At 63.4% G+C, this 24,774-nt stretch carries 23 protein-coding genes and 3 pseudogenes; 9 read left to right on the forward strand and 17 right to left on the reverse strand.

Annotated elements, in window-relative coordinates; genetic code table 11:
* Positions 1 to 22: 22 nt before the first annotated feature.
* The 3 genes and pseudogenes from hdaA to NKI05_RS22335 form a co-directional block, all read right to left on the reverse strand.
* Positions 23 to 727, reverse strand: a complete 705-nt coding sequence (gene hdaA / locus NKI05_RS22325) for a DnaA regulatory inactivator HdaA (RefSeq protein ID WP_023689058.1) — start codon at positions 725 to 727, stop codon at positions 23 to 25.
* 2 nt (positions 728 to 729) lie between these two features.
* A complete protein-coding gene (locus NKI05_RS22330; RefSeq protein WP_023695549.1) occupies positions 730 to 1,923 on the reverse strand; it encodes an AI-2E family transporter in 1,194 nt (397 codons plus the stop codon).
* Positions 1,895 to 2,436: pseudogene (locus NKI05_RS22335) on the reverse strand (CDP-alcohol phosphatidyltransferase family protein). Before NKI05_RS22335 ends, NKI05_RS22330 begins: the two are co-directional and overlap by 29 nt.
* Positions 2,437 to 2,623: 187 nt before the next feature.
* Between NKI05_RS22335 and purM the strand changes: the two are divergent.
* The 3 genes and pseudogenes from purM (at position 2,624) to NKI05_RS22350 (ending at position 4,937) form a co-directional block, all read left to right on the forward strand.
* A complete protein-coding gene (purM, locus tag NKI05_RS22340; protein WP_023689059.1) occupies positions 2,624 to 3,703 on the forward strand; it encodes a phosphoribosylformylglycinamidine cyclo-ligase in 1,080 nt (359 codons plus the stop codon).
* Entirely contained in the window at positions 3,700 to 4,407 is a 708-nt protein-coding gene (gene purN, locus NKI05_RS22345; protein WP_023689060.1) for a phosphoribosylglycinamide formyltransferase, read from the forward strand. Before purM ends, purN begins: the two co-directional genes overlap by 4 nt.
* A 6-nt stretch (positions 4,408 to 4,413) precedes the next feature.
* A pseudogene (locus NKI05_RS22350) lies at positions 4,414 to 4,937 on the forward strand (SixA phosphatase family protein).
* 193 nt (positions 4,938 to 5,130) lie between these two features.
* Here NKI05_RS22350 and NKI05_RS22355 read toward each other — a convergent pair.
* The 6 genes and pseudogenes from NKI05_RS22355 to NKI05_RS22380 all read right to left on the reverse strand — a co-directional run bounded on the left by NKI05_RS22355 (position 5,131) and on the right by NKI05_RS22380 (position 10,952).
* Entirely contained in the window at positions 5,131 to 5,364 is a 234-nt protein-coding gene (locus NKI05_RS22355) for a DUF680 domain-containing protein (protein WP_023689062.1), read from the reverse strand.
* A gap of 236 nt (positions 5,365 to 5,600) precedes the next feature.
* A complete protein-coding gene (gene dapB / locus NKI05_RS22360) occupies positions 5,601 to 6,374 on the reverse strand; it encodes a 4-hydroxy-tetrahydrodipicolinate reductase (protein ID WP_023684757.1) in 774 nt (257 codons plus the stop codon).
* A 62-nt stretch (positions 6,375 to 6,436) separates the two neighbouring features.
* Positions 6,437 to 7,240 carry an agmatinase gene (gene speB, locus NKI05_RS22365; protein WP_023684756.1) on the reverse strand — a complete coding sequence of 268 codons (804 nt, stop codon included), beginning with the start codon at positions 7,238 to 7,240 and terminating at the stop codon, positions 6,437 to 6,439.
* A 96-nt stretch (positions 7,241 to 7,336) separates the two neighbouring features.
* On the reverse strand, positions 7,337 to 8,509 hold the full coding sequence (locus tag NKI05_RS22370; RefSeq protein ID WP_023684755.1) for an amidohydrolase: 1,173 nt from the start codon (positions 8,507 to 8,509) through the stop codon (positions 7,337 to 7,339).
* Between the two features lie 12 nt (positions 8,510 to 8,521).
* Positions 8,522 to 9,747: pseudogene (locus tag NKI05_RS22375) on the reverse strand (Zn-dependent hydrolase).
* A gap of 2 nt (positions 9,748 to 9,749) precedes the next feature.
* Positions 9,750 to 10,952, reverse strand: coding sequence for a diaminopropionate ammonia-lyase (locus NKI05_RS22380; protein ID WP_023814905.1), 1,203 nt, complete (start codon positions 10,950 to 10,952; stop codon positions 9,750 to 9,752).
* Between the two features lie 103 nt (positions 10,953 to 11,055).
* On the opposite strand from NKI05_RS22380, the gene NKI05_RS22385 reads away from it, so the two are divergent.
* Positions 11,056 to 11,532, forward strand: a complete 477-nt coding sequence (locus tag NKI05_RS22385; protein ID WP_023684753.1) for an Lrp/AsnC family transcriptional regulator — start codon at positions 11,056 to 11,058, stop codon at positions 11,530 to 11,532.
* Positions 11,533 to 11,590: 58 nt separating this feature from the next.
* On the opposite strand, the gene NKI05_RS22390 is transcribed toward NKI05_RS22385, so the two are convergent.
* The gene (locus tag NKI05_RS22390) at positions 11,591 to 13,699 is read right to left on the reverse strand and encodes a molybdopterin-containing oxidoreductase family protein (protein ID WP_352793173.1); all 2,109 of its coding nucleotides are present in this window, start codon (positions 13,697 to 13,699) and stop codon (positions 11,591 to 11,593) included.
* A 385-nt stretch (positions 13,700 to 14,084) separates the two neighbouring features.
* Here NKI05_RS22390 and NKI05_RS22395 point away from each other — a divergent pair, with 385 nt between their 5' ends.
* Positions 14,085 to 14,786 (forward strand): hypothetical protein, encoded by a 702-nt coding sequence (locus NKI05_RS22395; RefSeq protein WP_023814908.1) that lies wholly within the window; start codon positions 14,085 to 14,087, stop codon positions 14,784 to 14,786.
* An 18-nt stretch (positions 14,787 to 14,804) separates the two neighbouring features.
* On the opposite strand, the gene NKI05_RS22400 is transcribed toward NKI05_RS22395, so the two are convergent.
* From NKI05_RS22400 to NKI05_RS22420, 5 genes are all read right to left on the reverse strand, one after another.
* On the reverse strand, positions 14,805 to 16,682 hold the full coding sequence (locus NKI05_RS22400) for an ABC-F family ATP-binding cassette domain-containing protein (RefSeq protein ID WP_023814909.1): 1,878 nt from the start codon (positions 16,680 to 16,682) through the stop codon (positions 14,805 to 14,807).
* A gap of 137 nt (positions 16,683 to 16,819) precedes the next feature.
* Positions 16,820 to 17,266: a Ros/MucR family transcriptional regulator gene (locus tag NKI05_RS22405; RefSeq protein WP_023670270.1), complete on the reverse strand. Its 447-nt coding sequence runs from the start codon at positions 17,264 to 17,266 to the stop codon at positions 16,820 to 16,822.
* 166 nt (positions 17,267 to 17,432) lie between these two features.
* A complete protein-coding gene (locus NKI05_RS22410; protein WP_023733893.1) occupies positions 17,433 to 17,666 on the reverse strand; it encodes a hypothetical protein in 234 nt (77 codons plus the stop codon).
* A complete protein-coding gene (locus NKI05_RS22415; RefSeq protein WP_245261760.1) occupies positions 17,659 to 18,630 on the reverse strand; it encodes a DMT family transporter in 972 nt (323 codons plus the stop codon). The genes NKI05_RS22410 and NKI05_RS22415 overlap by 8 nt, the downstream gene beginning before the upstream one ends.
* Before the next feature lie 13 nt (positions 18,631 to 18,643).
* Positions 18,644 to 19,477, reverse strand: a complete 834-nt coding sequence (locus NKI05_RS22420; RefSeq protein WP_023814911.1) for a hypothetical protein — start codon at positions 19,475 to 19,477, stop codon at positions 18,644 to 18,646.
* Between the two features lie 111 nt (positions 19,478 to 19,588).
* Between NKI05_RS22420 and NKI05_RS22425 the strand changes: the two genes are divergently transcribed.
* On the forward strand, positions 19,589 to 20,557 hold the full coding sequence (locus NKI05_RS22425; protein ID WP_023735479.1) for a LysR substrate-binding domain-containing protein: 969 nt from the start codon (positions 19,589 to 19,591) through the stop codon (positions 20,555 to 20,557).
* Positions 20,558 to 20,797: 240 nt separating this feature from the next.
* On the opposite strand, the gene NKI05_RS22430 is transcribed toward NKI05_RS22425, so the two are convergent.
* On the reverse strand, positions 20,798 to 20,950 hold the full coding sequence (locus tag NKI05_RS22430) for a hypothetical protein (protein ID WP_023693936.1): 153 nt from the start codon (positions 20,948 to 20,950) through the stop codon (positions 20,798 to 20,800).
* Positions 20,951 to 21,086: 136 nt separating this feature from the next.
* Between NKI05_RS22430 and NKI05_RS22435 the strand changes: the two genes are divergently transcribed.
* From NKI05_RS22435 to NKI05_RS22445, 3 genes are all read left to right on the forward strand, one after another.
* Positions 21,087 to 21,254, forward strand: a complete 168-nt coding sequence (locus NKI05_RS22435; protein ID WP_023670264.1) for a hypothetical protein — start codon at positions 21,087 to 21,089, stop codon at positions 21,252 to 21,254.
* Positions 21,255 to 21,304: 50 nt separating this feature from the next.
* Positions 21,305 to 23,386 carry an ATP-dependent helicase gene (locus NKI05_RS22440; RefSeq protein ID WP_352793177.1) on the forward strand — a complete coding sequence of 694 codons (2,082 nt, stop codon included), beginning with the start codon at positions 21,305 to 21,307 and terminating at the stop codon, positions 23,384 to 23,386.
* Positions 23,387 to 23,544: 158 nt separating this feature from the next.
* A complete protein-coding gene (locus tag NKI05_RS22445; RefSeq protein ID WP_023670262.1) occupies positions 23,545 to 23,847 on the forward strand; it encodes a DUF982 domain-containing protein in 303 nt (100 codons plus the stop codon).
* A 34-nt stretch (positions 23,848 to 23,881) separates the two neighbouring features.
* Here NKI05_RS22445 and NKI05_RS22450 read toward each other — a convergent pair whose 3' ends face one another.
* Positions 23,882 to 24,358 (reverse strand): sterol desaturase family protein, encoded by a 477-nt coding sequence (locus NKI05_RS22450; protein WP_023814914.1) that lies wholly within the window; start codon positions 24,356 to 24,358, stop codon positions 23,882 to 23,884.
* Between the last annotated feature and the right edge of the window lie 416 nt (positions 24,359 to 24,774).

Genomic DNA, 24,774 nt, shown 5'->3' on the forward strand with positions numbered 1-24,774 from the left:
GTCCAGGGAATTGCAGCAGGATCTAAACCTCGAACTCGCCCTGCCCTTCGTCCATTGCGCTGACGGTTTCGGCGGCGAGCGCCCTGGTGATCGGCGTCTTGCGCTCGAGCGCGGTGCGGTCGAGGCGCTCGACCACGCGCATGGCGGTGGCCAGCGAGCGCTCGATGCGGCGCACCAGATATTGCACGACATGCGGCTCGACCTCGACCTGGCGGTCGGCGAAGAGTTTGGTGATGACACCGGCCAGAAGCAAATCGTCCGGCTCATGGATCTCGACGGTTGCCGCCGCCTTCAGCCGCGAGGCAAGATCGGGCAACGTCACCCTCCAGGCGGCGGGGAAGCGCCGCGCCGTCAACAGCAAGGTGGCCCCGGCGCCGCGCACTTCATTGATGAGATGGAACAGGCCCGCCTCGTCGATGGCTGTCTTGTCGACATCGTCGATCAGCGCGGGCCTGCCGCCAAGCCCGGTGATGGCATTGCCGATGCGCTGGGCATCGACCGCCACAGCGTTGGCCCGCGCCTGCCAGATCGAGCCCAGATGTGTCTTCCCGGAACCGGCCGGGCCGGCGAGCACGATCACCGGCGACGGCCAGTCCGGCCAGCGGTCGACAAGGGCTGCCGCCTCGCGGTTGGTGGCCGACACCACCAACTCGTCGCGCGAATAGCCGGTGCCATGCCCAAGGTCTAGCGGCAGCTGGCGCGGCGGTTCGGTCTTTTGATCCGCCACGTTCAGCCGCGCGGCGAGCGGTGGCCGCCGCCGCGATCGGCAGGCAGCGGCGGGACTGGCTCGGTGGAGTGTCCCTTGTAGAGCGGCGATTCGAGATAGCGGGCAATGGCAAAGCGCACCAGCACGGCAACCGCCGCCGAAGCAGGAACGGCGATCAAAAGGCCGACGAAGCCGAACAGGGCGCCGAAAGCGAACAGCGCAAACATCAGCCAGACCGGGTGCAGGCCGACGCTTTTTCCGACCAATCTGGGCTGCAGGATGTTGCCTTCGATGAACTGGCCGATGAAGAACACCACGGCGACAGCAACGATCATGGTCCAGTCCGGCCAGAACTGGACGAAGGCGACGCCGACGGCCAGGACCAGTCCGGTCAGCGAGCCGACATAAGGGATAAACGAGATCAGCCCGGCGAAGAGGCCGATGAGGATGGCGAAATTCAGCCCGGTCAGCGTCAGGCCGGTGGCATACATGCCGCCGAGCACCAGGCACAGCGTGCCCTGGCCGCGCACGAAGCCGGCGGTCGCGGTGTTGATGTCCCTGGAGATCGCCCTGACCGTCCCGACATAATCACGCGGCACCCAGCTGTCGACGACCGCCACCATGCGATCCCAGTCGAGCAGCATGTAGAAAGCGACAACCGGAGTGACCACGAACAGGCTGACCACCGACACCAGAGCAACGCCGGAACTCCAGATCGAGGTGAAGACGGTGCTCAGCAGGCCGAAACCGGAAGTGAGCAGCGAATTCAGCCCGTCGCGCAGGCCATTGGCATTGACGCCGAATTTCTGCTCCAGCCATTTCGGATCGAAGCTGGTGATCAGCGACTGCAGCCGGGTCAGATATTCCGGCAGCTTGCTGGCGAAATCGGCCATCTGCGTGGCCAGTACCGGAACCAGGATGACGAAGGCCAGCACCAAAAGGACGATGAAGGCAATCAGGATGACCACCGTCGCCATCAGCCGGGAGAGGCCGAGGCGTTGCAGCCGGTCGGCGACCGGGTCGAGAAAATAGGCCAGCACCATGCCGGCAACGAACGGCAACAGGATGCTGGAAAAAATGTAGAGGAACAGCGCCAGGAAGATTGCCGTGCCCAGCCAGAAGAAAATCTGGCGGCGAAACGCCAGGGACGCAGCCGCGTCTGCTAACGCGGCAGTCGCGGCATTCTTGTCAACTACCCGGGGTGGAGCCTTCGCCATAGCCGCTCATATGCCTCAGCCAAGCCACGAGATAGGCCGCGGCCGAAGCCACGGTCAAGACCCCGGACAGCAATATGAGCGCAGGCCTGAGCGGGTCGAGGCGGAGGCCAAGGGCAAGTTCGCCCAGCACACGGCGCCAGCACGATCTGGGCGGCGGTGTTGGCCTTCGACACATAGAGCGGCTTCATCTCGACCGGATGCGCCATGACCGTGGACAAAAGCACGGCGCAGATGATCAGCGCACGCGTGACACCATGGTCACCACCAGCCACAGCGGCAATTGCCCGATGAAGCCCATGACCACGAACACCGAGACCAGAAGCACCTTGTCGGCCATCGGATCGAGATAGGCGCCGAGTTCGAATGCTGGTTGAAGCGGCGGGCGATGAAGCCGTCGACGCCATCGGAAATTCCGGCAACGAGAAATCCGGCAAAGGCCCAGTCCCAGCGCATGTTCAGCATCGCCAGCACCAGCACGAAGCGCAGGATGGTGATGAGGTTGGGAATGGTCAAAGGCATGTCCCGCCATGCTTGTTCTGCAGATCGATGGTGGAGATGGATTGTGGCTGCAAGGACCAGCGGTGAAGGGGCGACTGTCCACGTATTTATCTTGGGCAAAAGCCCGGTATCCTGTCGTCATCCTTGCCCCCCGAAACCATTCATGCGAAGAGCCGCCGAGGGAAACAGGGATGCGCCGACGATGAGCAAGGGCGACCGGGCCAAGCGCAAGAACGGGCTCACCTATGCCGAGGCGGGCGTCGACATCGATGCCGGCAACCTCATGGTCGAGAAGATCAAGCCGCTGGTGCGCGCGACGCGCCGGCCGGGCGCCGATGGCGAGATCGGCGGTTTTGGCGGCCTGTTCGACCTCAAGGCGGCGGGTTTCACGGATCCGGTGCTGGTTGCCGCCAATGACGGCGTCGGCACCAAGCTGAAGATCGCCATCGATGCCGGCAAGCACGACACGATCGGCATCGACCTCGTCGCCATGTGCGTCAACGACATCGTCGTGCAGGGCGCCGAGCCACTGTTCTTCCTCGACTATTTCGCCACCGGCAAGCTCGACCCCGACCAGGGGGCGGCAATCGTCGGCGGCATAGCAATCGGCTGCCGACAGGCCGGCTGCGCGCTGATCGGCGGCGAGACGGCCGAAATGCCCGGCATGTATCACGACAAGGATTACGACCTGGCCGGTTTCGCCGTCGGTGCTGCCGAACGCGGCCAGTTGCTGCCGACCGACGATATCGTCGAAGGCGACGTGCTGCTTGGCCTGGCTTCCTCGGGCCTGCATTCGAATGGCTTTTCGCTGGTGCGCCGCATCGTTGGCGTCAGCGGTCTTGCCTGGGGCGATCCGGCGCCGTTCAACGATGAGGCGACGCTGGCAGAGGCGCTGCTCGAGCCGACCCGCATCTATGTGAAGTCGGTCCTCAAAGCGATCCGTGGCACGCACGGCATCAAGGCGCTGGCCCACATCACCGGCGGCGGTTTCCCCGAAAACATCCCGCGCGTCCTGCCAAAGGACTTTTCCGCAGAGCTCGATCTCAATGCCATCGATGTGCCGCAGGTGTTTTCCTGGCTGGCGAAGACTGGCGGCGTGGCGCCGGAGGAGATGATGCGCACCTTCAACTGCGGTATCGGCATGATCCTCGTCGTCGCCTCCGGCCAGGCCGCACAGGTCGCAGCCGTGCTGCAGGAGGCCGGCGAGACGGTGACGCCGATCGGCCGCATCGTGCCGCGCCGCGACGCCGGCGTTATCTATCGGGGCTCGATCGGCCTATGAGCAGGAAACGCACGGTTGTTTTGATCTCGGGACGCGGCTCGAACATGACGGCGCTAATCGCGGCGGCGAGCGACCCGGCCTATCCCGCCGAGATCGTTGGCGTCATTTCCGACCGGGCCAACGCCGCCGGCCTCGGCATCGCGGCCGCGCGCGGTATCCCGACCAAGGTCATCGTGCGCGCCGACCATGCCAGCAAGGAAGCCCATGATGCGGCGATCGACGCCGCGCTGATTGCGTTCAATGCCGAGATCGTGGCGCTGGCCGGCTATCTGCGCATTCTCTCCCGCGGCCTGGTCGAGAAGTGGCAAGGGCGCATGCTCAACATCCACCCTGCCCTGCTGCCGGCCTTCAAAGGGCTCGATACGCATGCGCGCGCCCTGCGCGCCGGCATTCGCATTCATGGCTGCACGGTGCATTTCGTCACATCAGAGATGGATGACGGCCCGATCATCGCGCAGGCAGCGGTGCCGGTGATGGTCGGCGACAACGAAGACACGCTGGCCGCCAGAGTGCTGAAGGCCGAGCACCGGCTTTATGCGCTGGCACTCGGGCTGGTCGCCGACGGCAAGGCGCACATGGAAGGCGGCCGCACCGTGCTGGCGCATTTCGCCGACGATGCCGAAAACGGAACTTCCGTGGTGATGGCGCCCGACCCGCTGCGCGAAGAACGCGATCTCGAACATCTGGCGCGGATCACGCCGTAGGCCGACATGGCGACACCGAGACAATTGCTCCTGCTGCGCCACGCCAAGTCGAGCTGGGACGACCCGGCGCTTGCTGATTTCGACCGGCCGCTCGGGCCGCGCGGGCTGAAGACGGCGCCGCTGATGGGGCGCGAACTGGCCCGGCGCAGTTGGCTGCCTGACCTGGCGCTGGTGTCGCCGGCGCTGCGTACGCGCGAGACATGGCGGCTGGTCTCGGCGGAACTGTCGGCGAGCGTAACGGTGGAGTTCGCCGAGGCGCTTTTCGAAGCCACGGCTGGCGACATTCTGGCCGAGCTGCAGCAGGCAGTCGCATCGGCTAGCTGTCTCCTGGTGCTCGGCCATAATCCCGGCCTGGAGGACTTTGCCCGCCGGCTCGCCGGTCCGCGATCGGGTGTGGCTGCTCTCAGGAAACTTGAAGAGAAATTCCCGACCGGCGCCTTGCCCGCTTTGTCATCGACGGCGACTGGGCGGATCTCGGCTTCGGCGCGGCCCGGTTGACGCATTGCATCAAGCCGAAGGATCTAAGCTAGACCAAGCTGCCTAACGGGCTAGCCGCAGGTGACAGCCGCAAACCGTGTTTTGAAAAGACCACGGTCAAACAAGGAGATAGGACCAATTGCTGGCGGATTGATTCAAGATCTTTGCGGCCCCGAGTCGATTGCATAAAAACAAGAGCGGTGGGCCGGGCCCACCGCTCTTTGTGGTCGTAGATTTCTCAGAAAATCAACGACCCCAGATGCCCTGGCCGGATTCCGGCTGGTTCGAGTCGCCCTTGATCGTGAAATCGCCGAGGCTGGCCGGCTTGCGGATCGAGGCGGTATAATTGTGATCGATGTTGCCGGCGGGCGCTGTTACAGCAGGCTGGTTGACGCTGTCGGAGCCGTAGTGGTCGCTGCCTGCGAAAGCGGTGCCGGTGGCAAGGAGGATGGCAGCAGCGGTAAGTGCGATCTTGGTCATTTCAGGTAATCCAGATTTTTCAGTTCTGTCCGTCAAGTGGCGTGCCTTGGGAGGAATTCGCGTCGCTCGGACCACCCCGAAATGGGTGTGCGTTGCTGCCATTGCCAATCACAAAAATGTGCGAACCGAACCGTTCGGTTCGGTGTTGGAAGGCGCGAAATGGCGTAGTTGTTGCTATATTCTATTCTCTAGGCGGCTCCGACCTCCAACGCCCCTCGTTGCGTTACCCTTGCATCTCAAAAGGTCGTGAAGCCCAGTACGTCGCGCATGTCGTATTCGCGGGGCGGCCGGACGGCGACCCAGCGTGCTGCCGCAATGGCGCCGCGCGCGAACATCGAGCGGTGGCCCGCCGAATGGGAAAGCGTGAGCGTCTCGCCCTCGGCCAGCAAGCTCACGCTGTGCTCGCCGACGATGCTGCCGCCGCGCAGCACGGCAAAGCCGATCTCGCCGGCAGGGCGTGGACCTGTAAGGCCGTCGCGGATGCGTTTCGCCACATCGTCCAGCCTGACGCCATGTCCGCGAGCGGCCGCCTCGCCCAGCATCAGCGCCGTGCCCGACGGTGCGTCGACCTTCATGCGGTGATGCGCTTCCAGGATTTCGATGTCGGCGGCGGGACCAAGTGCTCGCGCCGCCTGCTCGACCAGCCCGGTCAGCATGCTGAGCCCGAGCGAGTAGCTGCCGGAGCGAACGATGGCGACGGACTTCGAAGCAGTAGCGATGGCGGCGAGATCGGCCGGCTCGAAGCCGGTCGAGCCGATGACCAGCGCCGGGCCGCCGCAGGCCGCGCAAGCTTGTGCAAGATCGACGGAGGCCGAAGGCGTGGTGAAATCGATGACGACATCCGCAAGCGCCAGTGCTTCGTCGCGCTCGACCAGCCCCTCACCGATGCTGCCCGGCCTGTGAAAGCGGGCGACGAGCGTCAGCCTGGGATCGGCCTCGACGGCCAGCGCCATCTGGCTGCCCATGCGCCCGTTCGCGCCGGCTATGGCTATTTTCAAAGGATGCGGCATGCGGCTTTCACTGGAAATGCGAGTCACAACAATGATCTACCATGCCGCCCTGCCAGATTGATTCAGCCGGCGCCATGCGTCTTGAGCATCATGCCGGCGATCTCCTTGACCAGCTTGGCGGCAACCAGCGCGGTGAGATTGGAGACGTCCTGGCTTGCATTGTATTCGACGACATCGGCGCCGACGATGGGCTGGTCGATCCGCTGGATCAGGTTGATCACTTGCCGGGTTGTAAGACCACCGGGTTCGCGGTGCGACACGCCGGGCGCACAAGCCGGGTCGAGGCCGTCGAGATCGACCGAGAGATAGACCGGCGTCTTGAGATCGAGCTGCAGATCCTCGCTGAAATGCCGCGCCTCGATCATTTCGACGCCGAAGCGCTTGAGCTGGTCACGAAGCTCATCATTGAGGGTGCGCAGGCCGATCTGGATCAGCCGGTCAGCCAGCCCCTCCTCCAGGATGCGCGCGAAGGACGAGGTGTGGGACCGCCTGTTGCCCTGATAGGCATCGTAGATGTCGGGATGGGCGTCGATCTGGACGATCGTTAGCCTGGCATGGCGGCGGCGCACGGCACGCAGCACCGGCCAGGCGATGGCATGATCGCCGCCGAGGCTGATCAACGGGTGGCCGGCATCCAGCGCGCGGCCGACCTCGGCCTCGATTCGCTCCCACGGATCGCCGGCGCCTGAAAAGTCGATGTCGCCGTGGTCGACGAAACTGTCCGCCACATCGAAGCCGGTTTCGCTCCACGAGCTGTGCGCGTCGCTTTTGAGTTCGCGCCGGATCAGGGCCGGCGCTGCAGCCGCGCCCTTGAGATAGGACGAGTTCTCGTCATGCGGTATTCCCAGAAGCGAAACCCTGGTCATCGGCGTGCGATCTCCGGGAACAGGCAATCTCCCTAAACCTGGGAGCTGGCTGGCGATAGCAGTGCCGCTTGGGCCAGCTGCGAAGGCGATCAGGCGTCACTTCCCGATCGCGCCGCCCAGCCTTTGCCTGACGATCGCGGCGTGGAAATTCGTGCCGTGCAACAGCCCGTCATCGTTGAAGTCGTAGCTGGAATTGTGCAGCGGGGCCGAGGCCTCGCCATTGCCGAGGAAGACGAAACAGCCCGGTACGTGGTCGAGAAAGCGGGCGAAATCCTCCGAGGCGGTCATCGGCTCCGCCGCGATGCCGGCGGCGCCATCGGCCAGCACGCGCCTTGCGGCGACAAAGGCCGCGTCCACCAGGTCGGCATCGTTCTGCAGCGGCACGAATTCCCTGCTGTAGGTCACGTCGGCGGTGACATTGTAGGCGGCGGCGGTGCCCGCCGCGATGACCCGCATCTGGCGCTCGATCTCGGCGCTGACCTCGGGACGAAAACTGCGGGCGTCACCAAGGATGCGGGCGAGGCCGGGCAATGCGTTGCGGGTGCCGTCGGTGATCAGTTCGGTCACCGAAACCACCGAAATGTCGGCCGGGCTCAGCCTTCGCGAGACGATGGTTTGCAGATTGGTTACCAGCGCGCAGGCGGCGACCAGCGTCTCGTTCCCGGAATGTGGCCGCGCCGCATGGCCGCCGATCCCCTTGAGCACGATCTCGAAATTGTCCTCCGCCGACATAAACGGGCCGGCACGGGTCTCGAAATGTCCAATGGGCAGGCCCGGCATGTTGTGCAGGCCAAAGATCTCGTCGAAGGGGAAGCGCTGCAGCAGCCCGTCATCGAGCATTGCCAGCGCGCCCTTGCCCCATTCCTCGGCCGGCTGGAAAACGAAACGCACGGTGCCGTCGAAACCACCCTCGGCGGCCAGCAGCTTTGCAGCGCCGAGCAGCATGGTGGTGTGGCCGTCATGACCGCACGCATGCATGATGCCGGGGTTCTGCGAGCGATAGGCTGTCGCGGACTGCTCGGTGATGCGCAGCGCATCCATGTCGGCCCTGAGCGCAATCGCCCGGTTGCCGCTGCCGCGCTTCAACGTGCCAACGACGCCGGTGCCGCCGACCCCCTCTGCAACATCGTCCAGCCCGAATTCGCGCAGCTTCGCGGCGACAAAGGCAGCGGTGTGCTTTTCCTCGAAGCCGAACTCGGGGTGCGCGTGCAAATCGCGCCGCCAGCCGGTCATTTCCTGCTTCAGCACATCACGATCGAGCTCAGCCATTTTCTCCCCGACCTATTTTGCAAGCTCACTGGCGACATCAAGCAGGATGTTGGCGCCGGCGACAAGCTCGGCATCTTCAGTGTGTTCGCGCGGATTGTGGCTGATGCCACCGGCGCTCGGCACGAAGATCATTGCCGCCGGCGCGAGGCGGGCCATCATCTGCGCGTCATGGCCGGCGCCCGATGTCATGCGCCTGACGCCGAGACCGCGGTTCTTCGCGGCCGCCTCGATCCGTTCGACGATGCCGATGTCGAATAGCACCGGTTCGAAACGGGCCAGTTGCTCTGCCGAAATCGACAGGCTTTCGGCTGCAGCGAGCTCCTCGAGATAGGCAGCAAGGGCCGCCTCATGCGCCTGCAGGCACTGTTCGTCGGGATCGCGCAGGTCGATGGTGAAGACGGCGCGCGCGGGAATGACGTTGATGGCATTGGGTTCGAAGCGCATTGTGCCGACGGTGGCGACTGTCGGCGTGTTCGATGCGCTCGCCCGATCATGCAGGAAAGTGATGACGCGGGCGGCGGCATGGCCGGCATCGCTGCGCATCGACATCGGCGTGGTGCCGGCATGGTTGGCGGCGCCGTCGATGGTGATGCGCTGCCAGGAAATGCCTTGCAAATTCTCGACCGCGCCGATCGGCACCCTTCACGCTCCAGCACCGGCCCCTGTTCGATATGCAGTTCGAGATAGGCATGCGGCTTGAGGAAGCCGGGTTCGCGGTCGCCGGCATAGCCGATGCGGGCGAGTTCCCGGCCGAGCACGCTGCCGTCCGTGCCGACAGCGGCCAGCACCGCATCGGCGTCGACGCCGCCCGCATGGGCGAGCGAGCCCATCATGTCAGGTGTGTAGCGCACGCCTTCCTCATTGGTGAAAGCGGCGACCGCGACCGGGCGTGACGGCGAAAAGCCCGAAGCCTGCAGCGTCTCGATCACCTCCAGCCCGGCCAGCACGCCGTAGCAGCCATCATAGATGCCGGCATCGATGACGGTGTCGATATGCGAACCGATGAGCAGTGGCGCCTGCCCGGCATTGTCGGGGCTTTGCCAGATGCCGAAAATATTGCCGACCCGGTCGATGGCGACTTCCAGCCTGGCCTGCCTGAGCCAGCCGACAAAGAGGTCACGGCCCTGTTTGTCTGTGTCGGAGGCGGCGAGCCGGATCAGCCTCTCCTCACTGTCGCGGCCGACGGCGCCGAGTTCCCGGATGCGGCCAAGCAGACGCTGTGCATCGATCCCGATCATGGCTATGCCTCGGCCTTCAGCTTGCCGGCCAGCACATCGGCGGGGCTCTGCCCGACCAGCTCGGTATAGCGGTGCGGGTCTGTGGCGCCTTCGGTGTTGATTACAAGCACGCGGGATTTGTCGTCGAGCCCGAGAGCGGACTTGTGGTCGGCCGTCGTCCGGATCAGCCCGGCAAGACCGACGCCGCCGCTTTCGCCGGCGACGATCACTGGATCATTGCCAGCCGGCCGTGCCAGCCGCCGCATCACCGCGACCGCCTCCTCCTCATCCACCGTCATGAAGGCATCGGCAACCCGCGCCAGAACGCGCCAGGCAACTTGCGAGGCCTCGTAGCATTCGAGCATCGCCATCACCGTCGGCTGATCGTGTGCGACCTTGACCACGTGGCCCGCCCGGGCGGCTGCGACAACGCAGGCGGCGCGGGCCGGCTCGACGACGATGAAGGTCGGCCTGGCGTCACCGAGCACGATGGCGAGATGACCGGCCACCGCGGCGGCAATGCCGCCGACACCGGCCTGCACGAAGACATGGGTCGGCGGCTGCGGCAACTGGCCCAACGCTTCGCGCACGATCGCCGTATAGCCCTGCATGACCAGACCGGGGATGCGCTCGTAGCCCGGCCAGGAGGTGTCGGACACCACGGTCCAGCCTTGCTCCGCTGAAACCTCGGCGGCCTGCCTGACCGAGTCGTCATAATTGCCGTCGACGCGGATCATCTCGGCGCCATAGCGGGCTATTGCTGCAATGCGCGCCTCGCTGACGCCGGCGTGAACGAAGATCGCCGCTTTCGCGCCAACCAACTGTGCACCTTGCGCGACCGAGCGGCCATGATTGCCGTCGGTGGCGCAGGCAACCGTCATGCCGGCAGCGACCGCCCGGACGTCGAACCGGTTGAGATCGGCCACGTCAACGGGCCGACCAAGCGATCGGCTCGCCTCCTCCAGCACCAGTCGAAAAACGGCATAGGCGCCGCCGAGCGCCTTGAAACTGCCGAGACCGAGGCGAAAGCCTTCATCCTTGATGTGGACGGCGCCGAGGCCGAGTTCGCCGGCCAGCGTCGGCAATGCATGCAACGGAGTTGCCAGGTGATTGTCGCGATGGGCCAGAAAGCGCTCGACCGTATCGGCACCGGCATTCCCCAGCGTTTCGGCATCGACCGGATCGAGCGGCCGACGGTGCAAGGCATTGCTGTTGAGCAGGAACACGGGTGGCCTCCTTTGGGTGTGACGAAATCATATTGCAGCCGAGGCGCAAATAGCGCTGTTATTGGCGCTTCGAAATGCAAGTTTGTTTCGCCAGGATAGCGCTTTGCCTCGATCGCCTTCACTCGACAGTTTCGACCTCGCCATCCTTGCCATCCTGCAGCGGGACAACACGATGCCGCAGCGGCTGATCGGCGAAGCCGTCAACCTGTCGGCGCCGGCGGTGCAGCGGCGCATCAAGCGCATGGAACAGTCCGGCGTCATTGCGGGCAATGTCGCCGTGGTCGACCCGGCGGCGGTCGGCCATCCCATCACCATCTTCGTCGAAGTGGAACTGGAGAGCGAACGCTCGGACCTGATCGACGCCGCCAAGCGGCAGTTCTCGGCAGAGCCCGAAGTGCAGCAATGCTACTACGTCACCGGCGAGGCCGACTTCATCCTAGTCATCACCGCGGCCGACATGGGGGCCTATGAGGCCCTGACGCGCAGACTGTTCTTCGACAGCAAGAATGTCCGAAAATTCCGCACCTTCGTTGCCATGGACCGTGTCAAGGTGGGGCTGACGGTGCCTCTGCCGGGATAGCCAGTCACTTTTACGCAATTCCGGACGGAAAACCGCTCACACTTTTCCTGGAATTGCTTTAGCCCGCCGGCCGCAGCCAGACCTTGTTGTCGTGGAAGGCCGCACCGCCATAGGGCGCTGGTGCGTCGGCGCCGGTGAGCACATTGATGCCTTCGCCACGCTCATGCGCGCTGTTTGGCCAGATGCCCTCGGCGATCACCACGCCGCGCTTGATGCCATCGAACAGCTTTGCGTGCAGCACCACCTCGCCGCGCCGGTTGCCGACCTCGATACGGTCACCGTCGTCCAAGCCAAGCGCGGCAGCGTCGTCCGGATGCAACAACAATTCCGGCCGGCCTTCCTTGGCCTTCGACACCGGCGTTTCCGAGAAGGTCGAATTGAGGAAGTTGCGCGCCGGTGATGTCGTCAGCCGGAACGGATGCTCGGCGTCCGCCACCTCGATCAGGTCGACATGGTCAGGGAATTCGGGGAGTTCCGCCACCGGCCCGAACAGGCCCATGCTTTTCGGCGGCCGGTTGGGCGCCGCCTGCCCGCTCCAATTGGCGCGGAAGTGAAATTTCTTGTCGGCATGGCCGAAGCCAGCGATGAAATGCGCGGCCTCGAAATCCGGCTGCAGGTCGACCCATTTGTCTTCCTTCAGGCTGACGAAGGAGCCCAGCCCGCGCTTGCCCAGGATGATGTCGATATGCTGCTGCTCGGTCAGGCCAAAGCCCGGCCGGTCGGAGACGCCGAGACGCTGCGCCAATTGCTCGATGACGAAGTGGTTGGTGCGCGGCCCTTCCGGCGGGTCGATCAGCTTGGGACCAAGCGTGATGTGCTGGTTGCCGCCGCCCTTGTAGACGTCGTCATGCTCGAGGAACATCGTTGCCGGCAGCACGACATCGGCAAGCTTTGCCGTGTCGGTCATGAACTGTTCGTGCACGCAGGTGAACAAGTCGTCGCGCAGAAAACCTTGTTTCACCAGCCGCTGCTCGGATGCGACATTCACCGGGTTGGTGTTCTGGATCAGCATCGCCGTCACCGGGGGGCCACCGTAAAGCGCGTCCGCTGCGCCGGTCAGCACCGGACCGATGCGCGACTGGTCGAGATGGCGAATATTGGGATCGCGCATCGCGGTGCCTTCCAGCACATCCTGGTTGAGCTTGAAGATGCCGGAATTGGAATGGAAGGCGCCGCCACCCTCATATTGCCAGGCGCCGGTGACGGCGGCGATGCAGGATGCCGCGTGCATGTTGACCGAGCCATTGCGCTGGCGGGCAAAGCCATAGCCGAGGCGGAAATAGGTTTTCCTCGTCGTGCCGACGAGGCGGGCGAAAGCCTCGATCTCGGTGACGGCAAGACCGGTGATGGCGGAAGCCCATTCCGGCGTGCGCGTCTCCAGATGCGCTTCCAGCCCCTTCGGATCGTCGGTGTATCTTTTGAGATAGGCGCGGTCGGCCATGCCTTCCCTGAACAGCACATGCATGACCGCGCAGGCCAGCGCGCCATCGGTGCCGGGCTTCAGCACCAGGCCCATATCGGCCTGCTTCATCGTCGCGTTCTGGTAGACATCGATGACGACGATCCTGGCGCCACGCTCCTTCCGCGCCTTGATGGCGTGGGTCATGACATTGACCTGCGTGACCACGGCATTGGTGCCCCAGATCACCACGCAGTCGGACTTCGCCATCTCGCGCGGATCGGGACCGCGCAAGGCGCCCGCTCCCATCATCCAGCCGGTCCAGGCCAGATTGGTGCAGATCGAGCCGAAGAAGCCGGAGTATTTTTTCGCATGGCGCAGCCGGTCGATGCCGTCGCGCTGCACCAGCCCCATCGTGCCGGCATAGAAATAAGGCCAGACGGTCTCGGAGCCGTATTTTTCTTCGGCCGCGATGAATTTCTCGGCGACGACGTCGAGTGCCGCTTCCCAGCTGGATTCTTTCCAGATGCCGTCGCCCTTGGCGCCGGCGCGAACAAGCGGCTTCAGCAGTCGGTCCGGATGATGGACACGATCGGCATAGCGCGCGACCTTGGCGCAGACCACACCAGCCGTATAGGTGTTGGCCTTGGCGCCATGGACGCGGCCGATGCGGTTGCCATCGAGCAGCTCGACCTCGAGCGCGCAGGTCGACGGGCAATCATGCGGACAGGCGGAGTGGCCGATGCGGAGCTTGGCGTGCTGGTTCATGGGGTCAAACTAACCGTTTATGACGGCGACGTGTAGTGCCAGATGGCACCTGGGAGAAGGTGGATCGGCGCACAGCGCCGAGACGGTTGAGGGGTGTTCCAGCGGAGTGAGACGTTGGCGTTCCCTGGAACACCCCTCATCCGTCGCCTTCGGCGACACCTTCTCCCACAAGGGGAGAAGGGAGGACCGCTCCCTACTGCGCCGTGCCTTCCTCATCCTCGACCGACATGGTTAGCCACTTTCCTCATGGCCGGCCAGCGGCTCGAAGGCGGCGCGGCGCTGGGCTGCACCTCGCTTAGCATGCTGTTAGGCTCATATCTCAAATTCAACTGCGGATATTGGTTTCCTAGGGTATTCATGGAGATGGCTTTGAAGGACCGTATCCATGAAATATCGAAAGCTCGCGGTCGGGCTGGTTCTTGCGGTTGTCGTATTGTCAGGCGCCTTGCTCCTGTTGGGCGGGGCTCTCGCAAGCCTCACCACTTCAATGTTCGGCGCATCTCGTATGATTTCCAAAAGCATGGAGCCTTATGGGGTCGTACTACGAACCCCGTTCAAAGGGGGCAAACGTCTTCCGCCTGAGGCAAAGCCCCTTGAGTGGCGCGTCGTCTTGCCACGAGCGTTCGTGACCATAGAGATAGGCACCAACGGTGCGATCGCCCCGGGAGGACGCAGAGAAAGCCGCTGGTATGAATGGCCCGCGCGAAGAACCTTTTTCCTAGATTTTGAGACAGTTATCGACCTCAAGACGGATCAATTGACGCCGGCTGTGTTGTCCGATCCCGCACGGCTTAAGGACAATTTCTTGAATATCACTTTAAGCAACAGTAGCCTCTATCCCAGAGTTAAATCCGATGAATACTGTATCCACGATGATGATTACGACAGCAGTATCGTGGAAGACGGAATTGCCGATCAGGTGCATCCATGCTCCTCGACGCCAAGGTGCGGCATAAACACGATCGTTGACGGCTGGGACGTCCGACTCATCGTCTCGCGGGCGATCTATAACCAGCCCCAAAAAATGTGTGCCGCCGCTCGGCGCTTTCTTTCAGAACACACAATCAAACGTGACAGCATCCGCTAGCGCGGAGACGGCGCCGCTTTACTCCGCCGTGCCCTCTTCATACTCGGCCGACATGGTCAGCCACTTTTCCTCGTGGCCAGCCAACTGCTGTGCCAACTGCGAGCGCTCCTTGGCCAGCCGGGTCGCCGTCGATGGATCCTTCTCATAGACGGCCGGATTGGCGAGTTCGTCCTCGATCAGGTCGATGCGCTTGCGGATGCGGTCCATCAGCGCTTCGGTGGCGCGGATTTCCTTGGCCAGCGGCTCGAAGGCGGCGCGGCGCGCCGCGGCATCGCGGCGGCGATCGGCCTTCGATGCCTTCTCGGCCTCGCGCTTGCCGCGACGGTCGCCCGACACGCCGGTGACCAGCGTCTTGTAGTCCTCAAGGTCGCCATCATACGGGTTGACCGCGCCGTCCTTGACCAGCCACAGCCGGTCGGCGGTCGCTTCCAGCAGATGGCGGTCATGTGAGATCAGGATGACGGCGCCGGGAAATTCGTTCAGCGCATGGATCAGCGACTCGCGGCTGTCGATGTCGAGATGGTTGGTCGGCTCGTCGAGGATGAACAGGTTCGGCCCTTCGAAGGCCGACAGGCCCATCAGCAGGCGCGCCTTCTCGCCGCCGGACAGGTCCTTGGCGGCGGTGTTCATCTTCTCGGTGGTGAGACCGAACTGGGCGACGCGGCCACGTACCTTGGATTCCGGCGCCTCCGGCATCAGCCGGCGGACATGCTCGTAGGCGTTTTCATCAGGCCTGAGATCGTCGAGCTGATGCTGCGCGAAGATAGCCACTTTCAGGCCCGGCGCCACCGTCATGGTGCCGCTCTCCTGCTTCAACCGGCCCGACAGAAGCTTGGCGAAGGTCGACTTGCCGTTGCCATTCGCGCCGAGCAGCGCGATGCGGTCGTCGGCATCGATGCGCAACGTCATCTTCTTGAGGATCGGCTGGCCCTCGGTGTAGCCGACATTGACGTTGTTCAGCGCCACGATCGGCGAGGCGACCGTTTTCAACGGTTCGGGGAAAGAGAACGGCCGCACCGTGTCGTTCACGATCGCCGCGATCGGCTTCATCTTCTCCAGCGCCTTGATGCGCGACTGCGCCTGTCTCGCCTTCGAAGCCTTGGCTCGAAAACGCTCGACGAAGGATTCCATGTGCTTGCGGGCGGCTTCCTGCTTGACACGGCCCTTCTCCTGCAACTCCTTCTGCTCGGTGTACTGGCGCTCGAACTGGTCGTAGCCGCCGCGCCAGAAGGTCAGCTTCTTCTGGTCGAGATGAACGATGGAATTGACGGCGCGGTTGAGCAGGTCGCGATCGTGCGAGATCAGAAGCACCGTGTGCGGATATTTCGACACGTAGTTTTCCAACCAAAGCGTGCCTTCGAGATCGAGATAGTTGGTCGGCTCGTCAAGCAGCAGAAGGTCGGGCTCGGCAAACAGCACCGCGGCGAGCGCCACACGCATGCGCCAGCCGCCGGAGAAGGACGAGGCCGGGCGGCGCTGCGCGGCGTCGTCGAAGCCAAGGCCAGCGAGGATGGTGGCCGCGCGAGATTCCGCCGAATGCGCATCGATATCCGCCAGCCGCATATGGATGTCGGCAATGCGGTGCGCGTCGGTGGCGGTCTTTTCCTCCTCGAGCAATGCGGTGCGCTCGAGGTCGGCCTTGAGCACGATTTCGATCAGCGGCTCCTCGGTGCCGGGCGCTTCCTGCGCCACCTGGCCGATGCGGGTGTTCTTGGGCAGGCTGATCGAGCCGGTCTCGGAGGGAAAGTCGCCGGTGATGGCCTTGAACAGCGTCGTCTTGCCGGTACCGTTGCGGCCGACGAGGCCGGCCTTGGTGCCGGCCGGCAAGGTCAGCGAGGCATGATCGAGAAGCAAGCGTCCGGCCATGCGGAGCGAAAGATCGTTGATGATAAGCATGCCGGGGCTTTTGCACGGGAGGGCGGCGCTTCGCAAGGGCCTGGGCGCCGGCAGGGGCATAAGGCATGAAAACGGCGCGCCCAAAGCGCGCCGTCCATCACTGCAAACTGCAGACTGACTTTCAGAGGCTGCCTGGTTCAGGCTTTGGGTTTGCGCTTCGTCACCTTGGCCGCGGCGGCCGGAACGGCCGGCTTGCGGCCGAGGCCCGAGGACTTGGCCAGTGCCGAACGGGTCGCGGAGTAGTTCGGCGCCACCATCGGATAGTCCGACGGCAAGCCCCATTTGCCACGATATTCCTCCGGGCTGAGACCATGGTCGGTCATCAAGTGGCGCTTCAGCGACTTGAATTTCTTGCCATCTTCCAGACAGACGATGTGGTCGGGAAACACCGACCGCTTCGGATTGACAGCGGGGTTCAGCGCGGGGCTTTCCACGGCGGCAATGCTGCCCAGCTTGCGCACCGATGCGCTGACGCTGGCGATCAGATCCGGCAGGCCGGACGCAGGGAGAGGATTGTTGCCGACATAGGCTGAGACGATGTCAGCAGTCAGTTCAATAGCGGTCTTGCTGTCGATGGTGTGCAATTCTGTTTCTCCCGCCGGTCATGAAGTTGCCGGCTTTTTTTAAGACTTCTCTTGATGTATCGACCTAGCTGCACCCCCCAACGGGTCGCTAAGTCTCAATAAACGATCAAGAATCGGAACAGGAGGATGTTTCCACAACAGGTTGCAACGTTGCAAATTAGAAAATCTAATACTTGGAAACGGCCGACTTCGCGCCAGCAGATTTCAACTGCACGGACCCGGCAGGTTTGGAGTCGGCCAGTATCTCCAGAATGCGCTTCCAGCGGGCGCACCGGCCGAAATCTTTTTGTTCTATCGCCTTTTCGGCCTTCATGGCGGCATAGAGCGGCGCCTCGGCGCCGAACTCCTTGAGCAGCCAGAATGCTTCCTGTCTGGCGAGACGTTCATCGTCGTCAAGCATGGTTTTCAGCCTCCGAGCGTTCTATGCCCACCGCAATACAGCTGCCGATGACGAGGACCGCACCGGCTATCGCGGTCAGCGTCAGCCTTTCGCCCGAAAGTGTCAGCAGCAGCGTCGATGCGATCGGCGTCAGATAGGCGATGACCGCAACCTTGCCGCCGCCTTCAAGCTTCAAGGCGCGCGACCAGAAATAATATCCCAGCCCCATCGGACCGGCACCGAGATAGAGGCCAAGCAGGAGGTGCTCACTGGATGGCCAGGCTGCGCCGTCGTGAATACACCACAGTAAGGTCAGGCCGACGCCGACCAACGCCGAAGGCAAAAGCAAACGCTCCGACGGTGTGGCCAGGCGGGCGACCGCAATCGAATAGAAGGCCATGCACAGCGCCGAGCCGAAGGCAGCGAGATAGCCTACGATGCTGCCCTGGAGAAAAGGCTGGCCGCGACCACCCGAGATCACCAGCGCCACGCCGACAAAGCCAAGCACGGCAGTCAAACCCAGAAGCACGGGGCGTTGCCGCTTGCCCAGCACGATGACCGCCGCCGCGACCATCAGCGGCCAGGTGTAGGCGACGAGATTGGCCTCGATCACCGGCATGGAGGCAAAGGCGATGTATTGCAGCACCATGGTGCCGACCAGGCCAATAAAGCCGACCGCGACCGGCGCCAGGGTGCCGTCAGCACCCTTGGCAAAGGCTGCGTCTTGCAGGCCCCTCTTCCGGCTCGCCAGATGGATGACGGCGAACACCAGAGCCGCTCCACAAAATTGCAGCAACTGCACCAGCGACACCGGATGGCTGGCCAGCAGCGATTTGCCGACCAGCGCGTTGGTCGACCACAGGGCGACCGCGCCGGCGGCGAAGACCAGGGCCGATGGCGAGCCCGATCCATCCCGGAATCGCCGAGACGGTGCCTTGTCATTATCGCCGACCATGATGTTACCGACGGCCAAACCGGCGTCCACTTCTATGCTCTGGCTACCAGGATTCCCTTGACCCGCCCGGGACCGGCGCATCGGCCGCCGCCGTAACCGGACGGTCTTCCTCGAAGCGGCGATAGGCCGGCAGCTGGTTCGTCCAGACGTCTTCGGCGAGCTCGTTGACCCATTCGCGATCTCGATCATTGTCGGCTGCGAGATAGAACATGCGATTGTCGTCGACGTAGGGCTTGGCCACCGAGCGCTGGTTGAGGACCAGCGTGACGCGTGAGCCGAGCTGGATCGGCGCGGTGCGGTGCAGCACACCGAGAAACTGACCGAGTGTGGCGTAGTTCATCTTGTGGTCGATGCGCATGACCTGGTTGCGCGGAATCTCGCGGCCGGATTCAAGGATGGCGCGGCCGGTCTCGGAATCGTCGCAGTAGATTTCGAGATGGCCGCCGACCAGCGGATTGCTGATCGACAGCGGAATGAGTTCGGTGACCGGGACACCGTCGCAATGCCAATCGACGGCGCCGTCCTTGGGATTCATGAAAGTGACGGTCGAGCCGACGATCGACAGCGGATAGGGCTCGAGCTTGGTGCCCATCATGTCGGACAGACGTTCCAGGCGCAGCTTGTCATGCAGCAGTTCCTTGATCTCCGGGATGAAACGGTCGGCGCCGGTGATGAAGGTCAGATCGAGGTGCTTGTGCACGGCGTGGCTGGCCTTGAGCTTCAACGCCGCCTCTTCGATCGCCGCCAGCAGCGCCGGGTCGTAGCCATGCAGATACTGCGCAACGCCGAAACCCGACACTTTCCAGGCCGTCTCATGACCGATAATGGCTTCTCGGCTCATCGCGTAGCGCAGTTCAGGTATGGTATGGGCGTTCATTCTACTTCTCCAGGATGGGGGCATCACTTGGTAAACTGTCGATTAATTTCCCCACCCCTGTAAAATTAGGAATGCTGGTGCTAGTGTAAGCCCAGCTTAAGGTCGAAACGCGTGCGTCTGCTCAGTCAGGTCAACCTCAATTCGCTGAAGATTGTCGAAAGTGCCGCCCGGCACCGTAACTTCACGCGCGCCGGCGAAGAGCAGTTTATTACTGCTTCCGCCGTCAGCCAGCGCGTCAAAAGCCTCGAGGAACAGCTGCGCTTCAAGATCTTCCAGCGCGGCGGCAATGCGGTGTCGCTGACGCCCGAGGGCGAGACCTATGTGTCGCGCGTTCGCGAGGCGCTGGAGCGCATCGTGGCGGCCAGCATGGAGGCGACCGGACAGTCGCAGGCACATGTGCTGAAGATTTCGGTGCTGCCGACGTTCGCGGCGCGCTGGCTGTTTGCCCGCCTGCCGCTGTTCCAGCGGCAATATCCCGAAATCGAAATGCGGGTTTCGACCTCCTACGCCGCCAATGAGTTCGCCACCTCCGAGTTCGACCTCGAGATCCGCTATGGCGACGGCAGCTTTCCCGACCTCAAAGCGGACCTGCTGTTCAAGGAGGATTTGACGCCGGTGTGCAGCAGGAAGCTGTTCCACGAAGTTCTCGGCGACAGGCCGCCGTCAAAGGTGACGCCGGACGACCTCAGGCATTTCACGCTGCTGCATTCCGACACCTGCACGCAGAACTGGCAGTCGTGGCTGGGTTTTGCCGGCGCGAGTTCCGTGCTCGGCGAGACCAAGAGCATCTATTTCGATTCCTGCATGATGTCCTATGAGGCGGCCAATGCCGGCATGGGCTTTGCAGTCGCCAACCGCGCCTATATGGCGAGCGAGATCCGCGCAGAGAGACTGGTGGCGCCGTTTGCCGTGCATCACCCCAACACCGCCGGCTGGTATTTCGTCTGCCCGGTCACCGCGCCCTACACGCGCAAGGTGGAACTGTTCAAGCAGTGGATAATGGCCGAGGCGGCGCTGACGCAGTGCCAGCTGGACGCCGGGATTGCCGGCGGCCCGGTGCTGCGCAAGGCCATTGCCTGAGGTCGGATTCTTTCCGCGGCCTTGCGGGATTTGCGGCCGTTTCTGCTGGTTTTGCGCAGACGGCACGAGCAGAACCGGCACGAAAACTGCCACCTCATGACGCAGGCGAGAGACTCAGCTATCTTCGGTTGTTGCGGCGGACCTGATATCCGCCTGGCCGGCGCTATCAGCTCACCTCCCAAGCGGCGCCGGCCTTCTTCTCCCGAAGGCTACCTCAGCCTTATCGTCCCGCTAAAACGATCATTGCGCCGGCTGATCGCCGCTGGCCGCCGGCTTTGGCGCCGAATCCGTCTGCGGGGTTTGGTCGAGCACCGGGGCTTTGGTTGGCTGGATGTCACCGTCGCAGGCGGCGAGCGCCAAGCTGGCGGCCAACAGAATCAGAAGCCTCTTCATGGCGACCTCCTAGGTCTGCCCTCTCCTTCATAAGGCAACGAGGTGGTTCGGCTTTGGTTGCACGCTCGCAAACGACGCCGCGTCGGCTGGAACCAAACGGCGGCTCTGAGGTTGGTTGCCCAAAGGAGATCGCGCCATGATCCGTCTGCTCATTACCGGCCTTTTCGCTTACGCGACCTATCGCATCGCCAAGGAGATCATCAAGGACGTGCCCGACAATTTCGATCCGTTGCCGGTGCCTGGCGACGAACGCGCCACATTGCGGCGCCAGTCGGCGGCGACGGGTGTCGCGCCACGGCGATAGGGGCGACTTCGGCCCGTTGCGAACAAAGCGGAAACGATGCTTGATAGGCGATGACCATCGCCATCAATGATTCGTCCTTGCAGCCCGCCTATCTGGCGAAGCTCAACGCCGAGCAGCGGCTCGCCGTCGAACATGGCGACGGCCAGATCGCCGGGCCGCTGCTGGTGATCGCCGGCGCCGGCTCCGGCAAGACCAACACGCTCGCCCACCGGGTCGCGCATCTAATCGTCAAGGGCGCTGATCCCAGACGCATTCTGCTTATGACATTCTCGCGCCGCGCCGCCACCGAAATGGCCAGGCGGGTCGAACGTATCGCCGGCGAGGTCCTGGGCCGAGACGCGTTCGTCATCGCCGACGCGCTGGCCTGGGCCGGTACGTTTCACGGCATCGGCGCCAGGCTGCTGCGCGACTATGCGCTGACGATCGGCCTCGACCCGGCCTTTACCATTCACGACCGCGAGGATTCCGCCGACCTGATGAATCTTGCCCGGCATGAACTTGGATTCTCGAAGACCGAAAGCCGTTTTCCGACCAAGGGCACCTGCCTGGCGATCTATTCGCGCGCCGTCAACGCGCAGGCGCCGCTTGGCGAGGTGCTGGGTTCGGCCTTTCCGTGGTGTGCCGGCTGGGCCGAACAACTGAAGGCTCTGTTCGCCCGATATGTCGAGGCCAAGCAGGCGCAGAACGTGCTCGATTACGACGACCTCCTGCTCTACTGGGCGCAAATGGCCGCCGAGCCGGAGATCGCGGCGCATCTGGGCTCGCGTTTCGACCATGTGCTGGTCGACGAATACCAGGACACCAACCGGCTGCAGGCCTCGATCCTTTCGGCGCTGAAGCCGGACGGCGCCGGACTGACAGTGGTGGGCGACGACGCGCAGTCGATCTATTCGTTTCGCGCCGCGGAAGTGCGCAACATCCTCGATTTCCCGCAACAATTCGCGCGAGCCGCCGATGTCATCATGCTGGAGCGCAACTACCGCTCGACCGTGACTATTTTGGCGGCAGCCAACGCGGTCATCTCGGAGGCGTCGGAGCGCTTCACCAAGAACCTCTGGTCGGAGCGCAAATCCTCGCAAAGGCCGAAACTGGTCAGCGTGCGCGACGAGGCCGAGCAGGCGAACTATGTCTGCCAGGCCATCCTGGCCGAGCGCGAGGCCGGCACGGTGCTGAAATCGCAGGCGGTGCTGTTTCGCGCCTCGCACCACAGCGGCCCGCTGGAGATCGAACTGACGCGCCGCAACATCCCCTTCGTCAAGTTCGGCGGGCTCAAATTCCTCGACGCCGCCCATGTCAAGGACGTGCTTTCGGTGCTGCGTTTTGCCGAGAACCCGCGCGACCGCGTCGCCGGCTTCCGCGTGCTGCAGCTCCTGCCCGGCATCGGCCCTTCGGCGGCGAGCACCATCGTCGAGACCATGGCCACATCGCTCGACGAGGAAATGGGGCTGGCCCGCTACCGGCCGCCGCAACGCGCGGCTGAGGACTGGCCAGCCTTCGTTGCGCTTTATTCCGGCCTGCGCGCCCGGTCGGGGAAATGGCCGGCCGATCTCGAACAGGTCAGGCTGTGGTACGAGCCGCATCTTGAGCGCATCCACGAGGATGCGACGACGCGGCGGGCCGACCTCATGCAGCTCGAGCAGATCGGTTCCGGCTATGCTTCGCGCGAGCGCTTCCTGACCGAGCTGACGCTGGATCCACCGGATGCGACCAGCGACCAGGCCGGGCCGCCGCACCGCGACGAGGACTATCTGATCCTGTCGACCATTCATTCGGCCAAGGGCCAGGAATGGAAGAACGTCTTCGTGCTCAACACCGTCGATGGCTGCATCCCGGCCGATCTCGGCGTCGGCACCAAGGAAGACATCGAGGAGGAGCGCCGGCTGCTTTACGTCGCGATGACGCGGGCCAAGGACGGCCTGCATCTGGTGACGCCGCAGCGCTTCTTCACTCACGGCCAGGCAGCGCGCGGCGACCGCCACGTCTATGCCTCGCGAACCCGTTTCATCCCGGCCTCGATCCTCGGCGCCTTCGAGCAGACGTCGTGGGCGAGCGTCCACGCCAAGGACGATCCGCGCCACAGACCTGAAGTCCGCGTCGACCTCGGCGCCCGCATGCGCGGCATGTGGAAATAGCCGCAACCGCGAATGCCGGCAGGGAGCGACCTCAAGAGCAAATCGTCCTGTCATGGCATCTCTCAGGGAACCTCGGGCCGTCAGCCGCGTTTTCTGGCGTCCAACCCGCGATCGGAGAGCGGCGACCGCCGCCTTTCCGCCCATCCAGAGAGGCCAGAATGCACGATGCGATGTTCTTCACCCCGGTTGCCGTTAGCGTTGGCGCCGGCCACAAACGCATGCTCGCCTCGCTGTTCGAGATGCATGATTTCCTGACCGAATTTCCGCCGTCACGCCGGCGCCTGAGCTATGGCGCGGCCGTGAGGGCCTGCGAGGCGGCACGCGCCGGCGAAATCTCGACTGAGGCCGCACGCGATGCCCTGATCACCTTTGCAGTCACGGCAGGCATCCTCTGGCCCGCGGTCCAGCCGGCCGTCTCGGTCAAGCCGGTCGCACACGGTTATGGCGGCTACGCCGTCTGAGACGGCCGGGACCAGGCCTGCCCAGCAAAAAAGATCACTCGGACTTGCCGGCAGACGTCGGCGAGGCCTCTGCCAGCCTTGCCGGCGGGGCGGTCTGTTCGGTGTTGCCGACAAAGAGTTGAGCGCCGACAAAGGGATAGGCAAGCTGCGGATGATAGAGCGAGGGAACCGGGTCATCGGTGCCGTATTTCTGCGGCATCCTGTCGGGCATGAACAATGTGCCTCCCAGCATGTCGAGCAAAGGCAGCTGCCCGGCGAAATTCTTGTCCCAGGCTTCGCGCTCATTGGCATGATGCCAGTGATGAAATCGCGGTGACGCCAGCAGGCATTTCAACGGTCCGACCGTGATGCGCGTGTTCGAATGGATGAACAGCGACTGCCATTGATAGATCACTGTGAAGACCAGTATGGCGGGGTTCGAAAAATCGAGAGCGAAGACCGGCAGGAACGACGCCGATTTGGTCAGGATCTGGTCGACAGGATGGACGCGGTGCGCTGCCAGCCAATCCATCTCCTATGACCGGCACCGCCTTGAGGCACCCTGCCCTCGTTGGGCCGAAGATCAGCTCGCCAGAGATTAATGCTAAGAGATGAACGGATTGCTGACGGCGGCTGGCGGCTGCTTATCGCCAGAAAAATCGAGATTTTGGTTGTATAACGATATTCTCCACCGCTTTCGTGTAACATCGTGGTTATCGCGAAGTCGTTCTCAGAAGCGATAGTTTTACCTGCGCCACGGAAACAAATATGTTGGCCGCCGCTGCACCAAAACTTGGGCGCAATTTTCAATTTTTGCTTTACGAAAACTCGCACCCCACGTAGATCAATTCTTGATGTACATAACTCTCAGAGCATATTGTGCGATCAAGCTTTGAGGGCTAACGTGCCTTGGTGAACCGGGAGGACGATCAAGCGACCTGTGCGCTG

Origin of the sequence: Mesorhizobium sp. M0771 (genome assembly GCF_040320155.1) — a bacterium.
GTDB lineage: Bacteria > Pseudomonadota > Alphaproteobacteria > Rhizobiales > Rhizobiaceae > Mesorhizobium.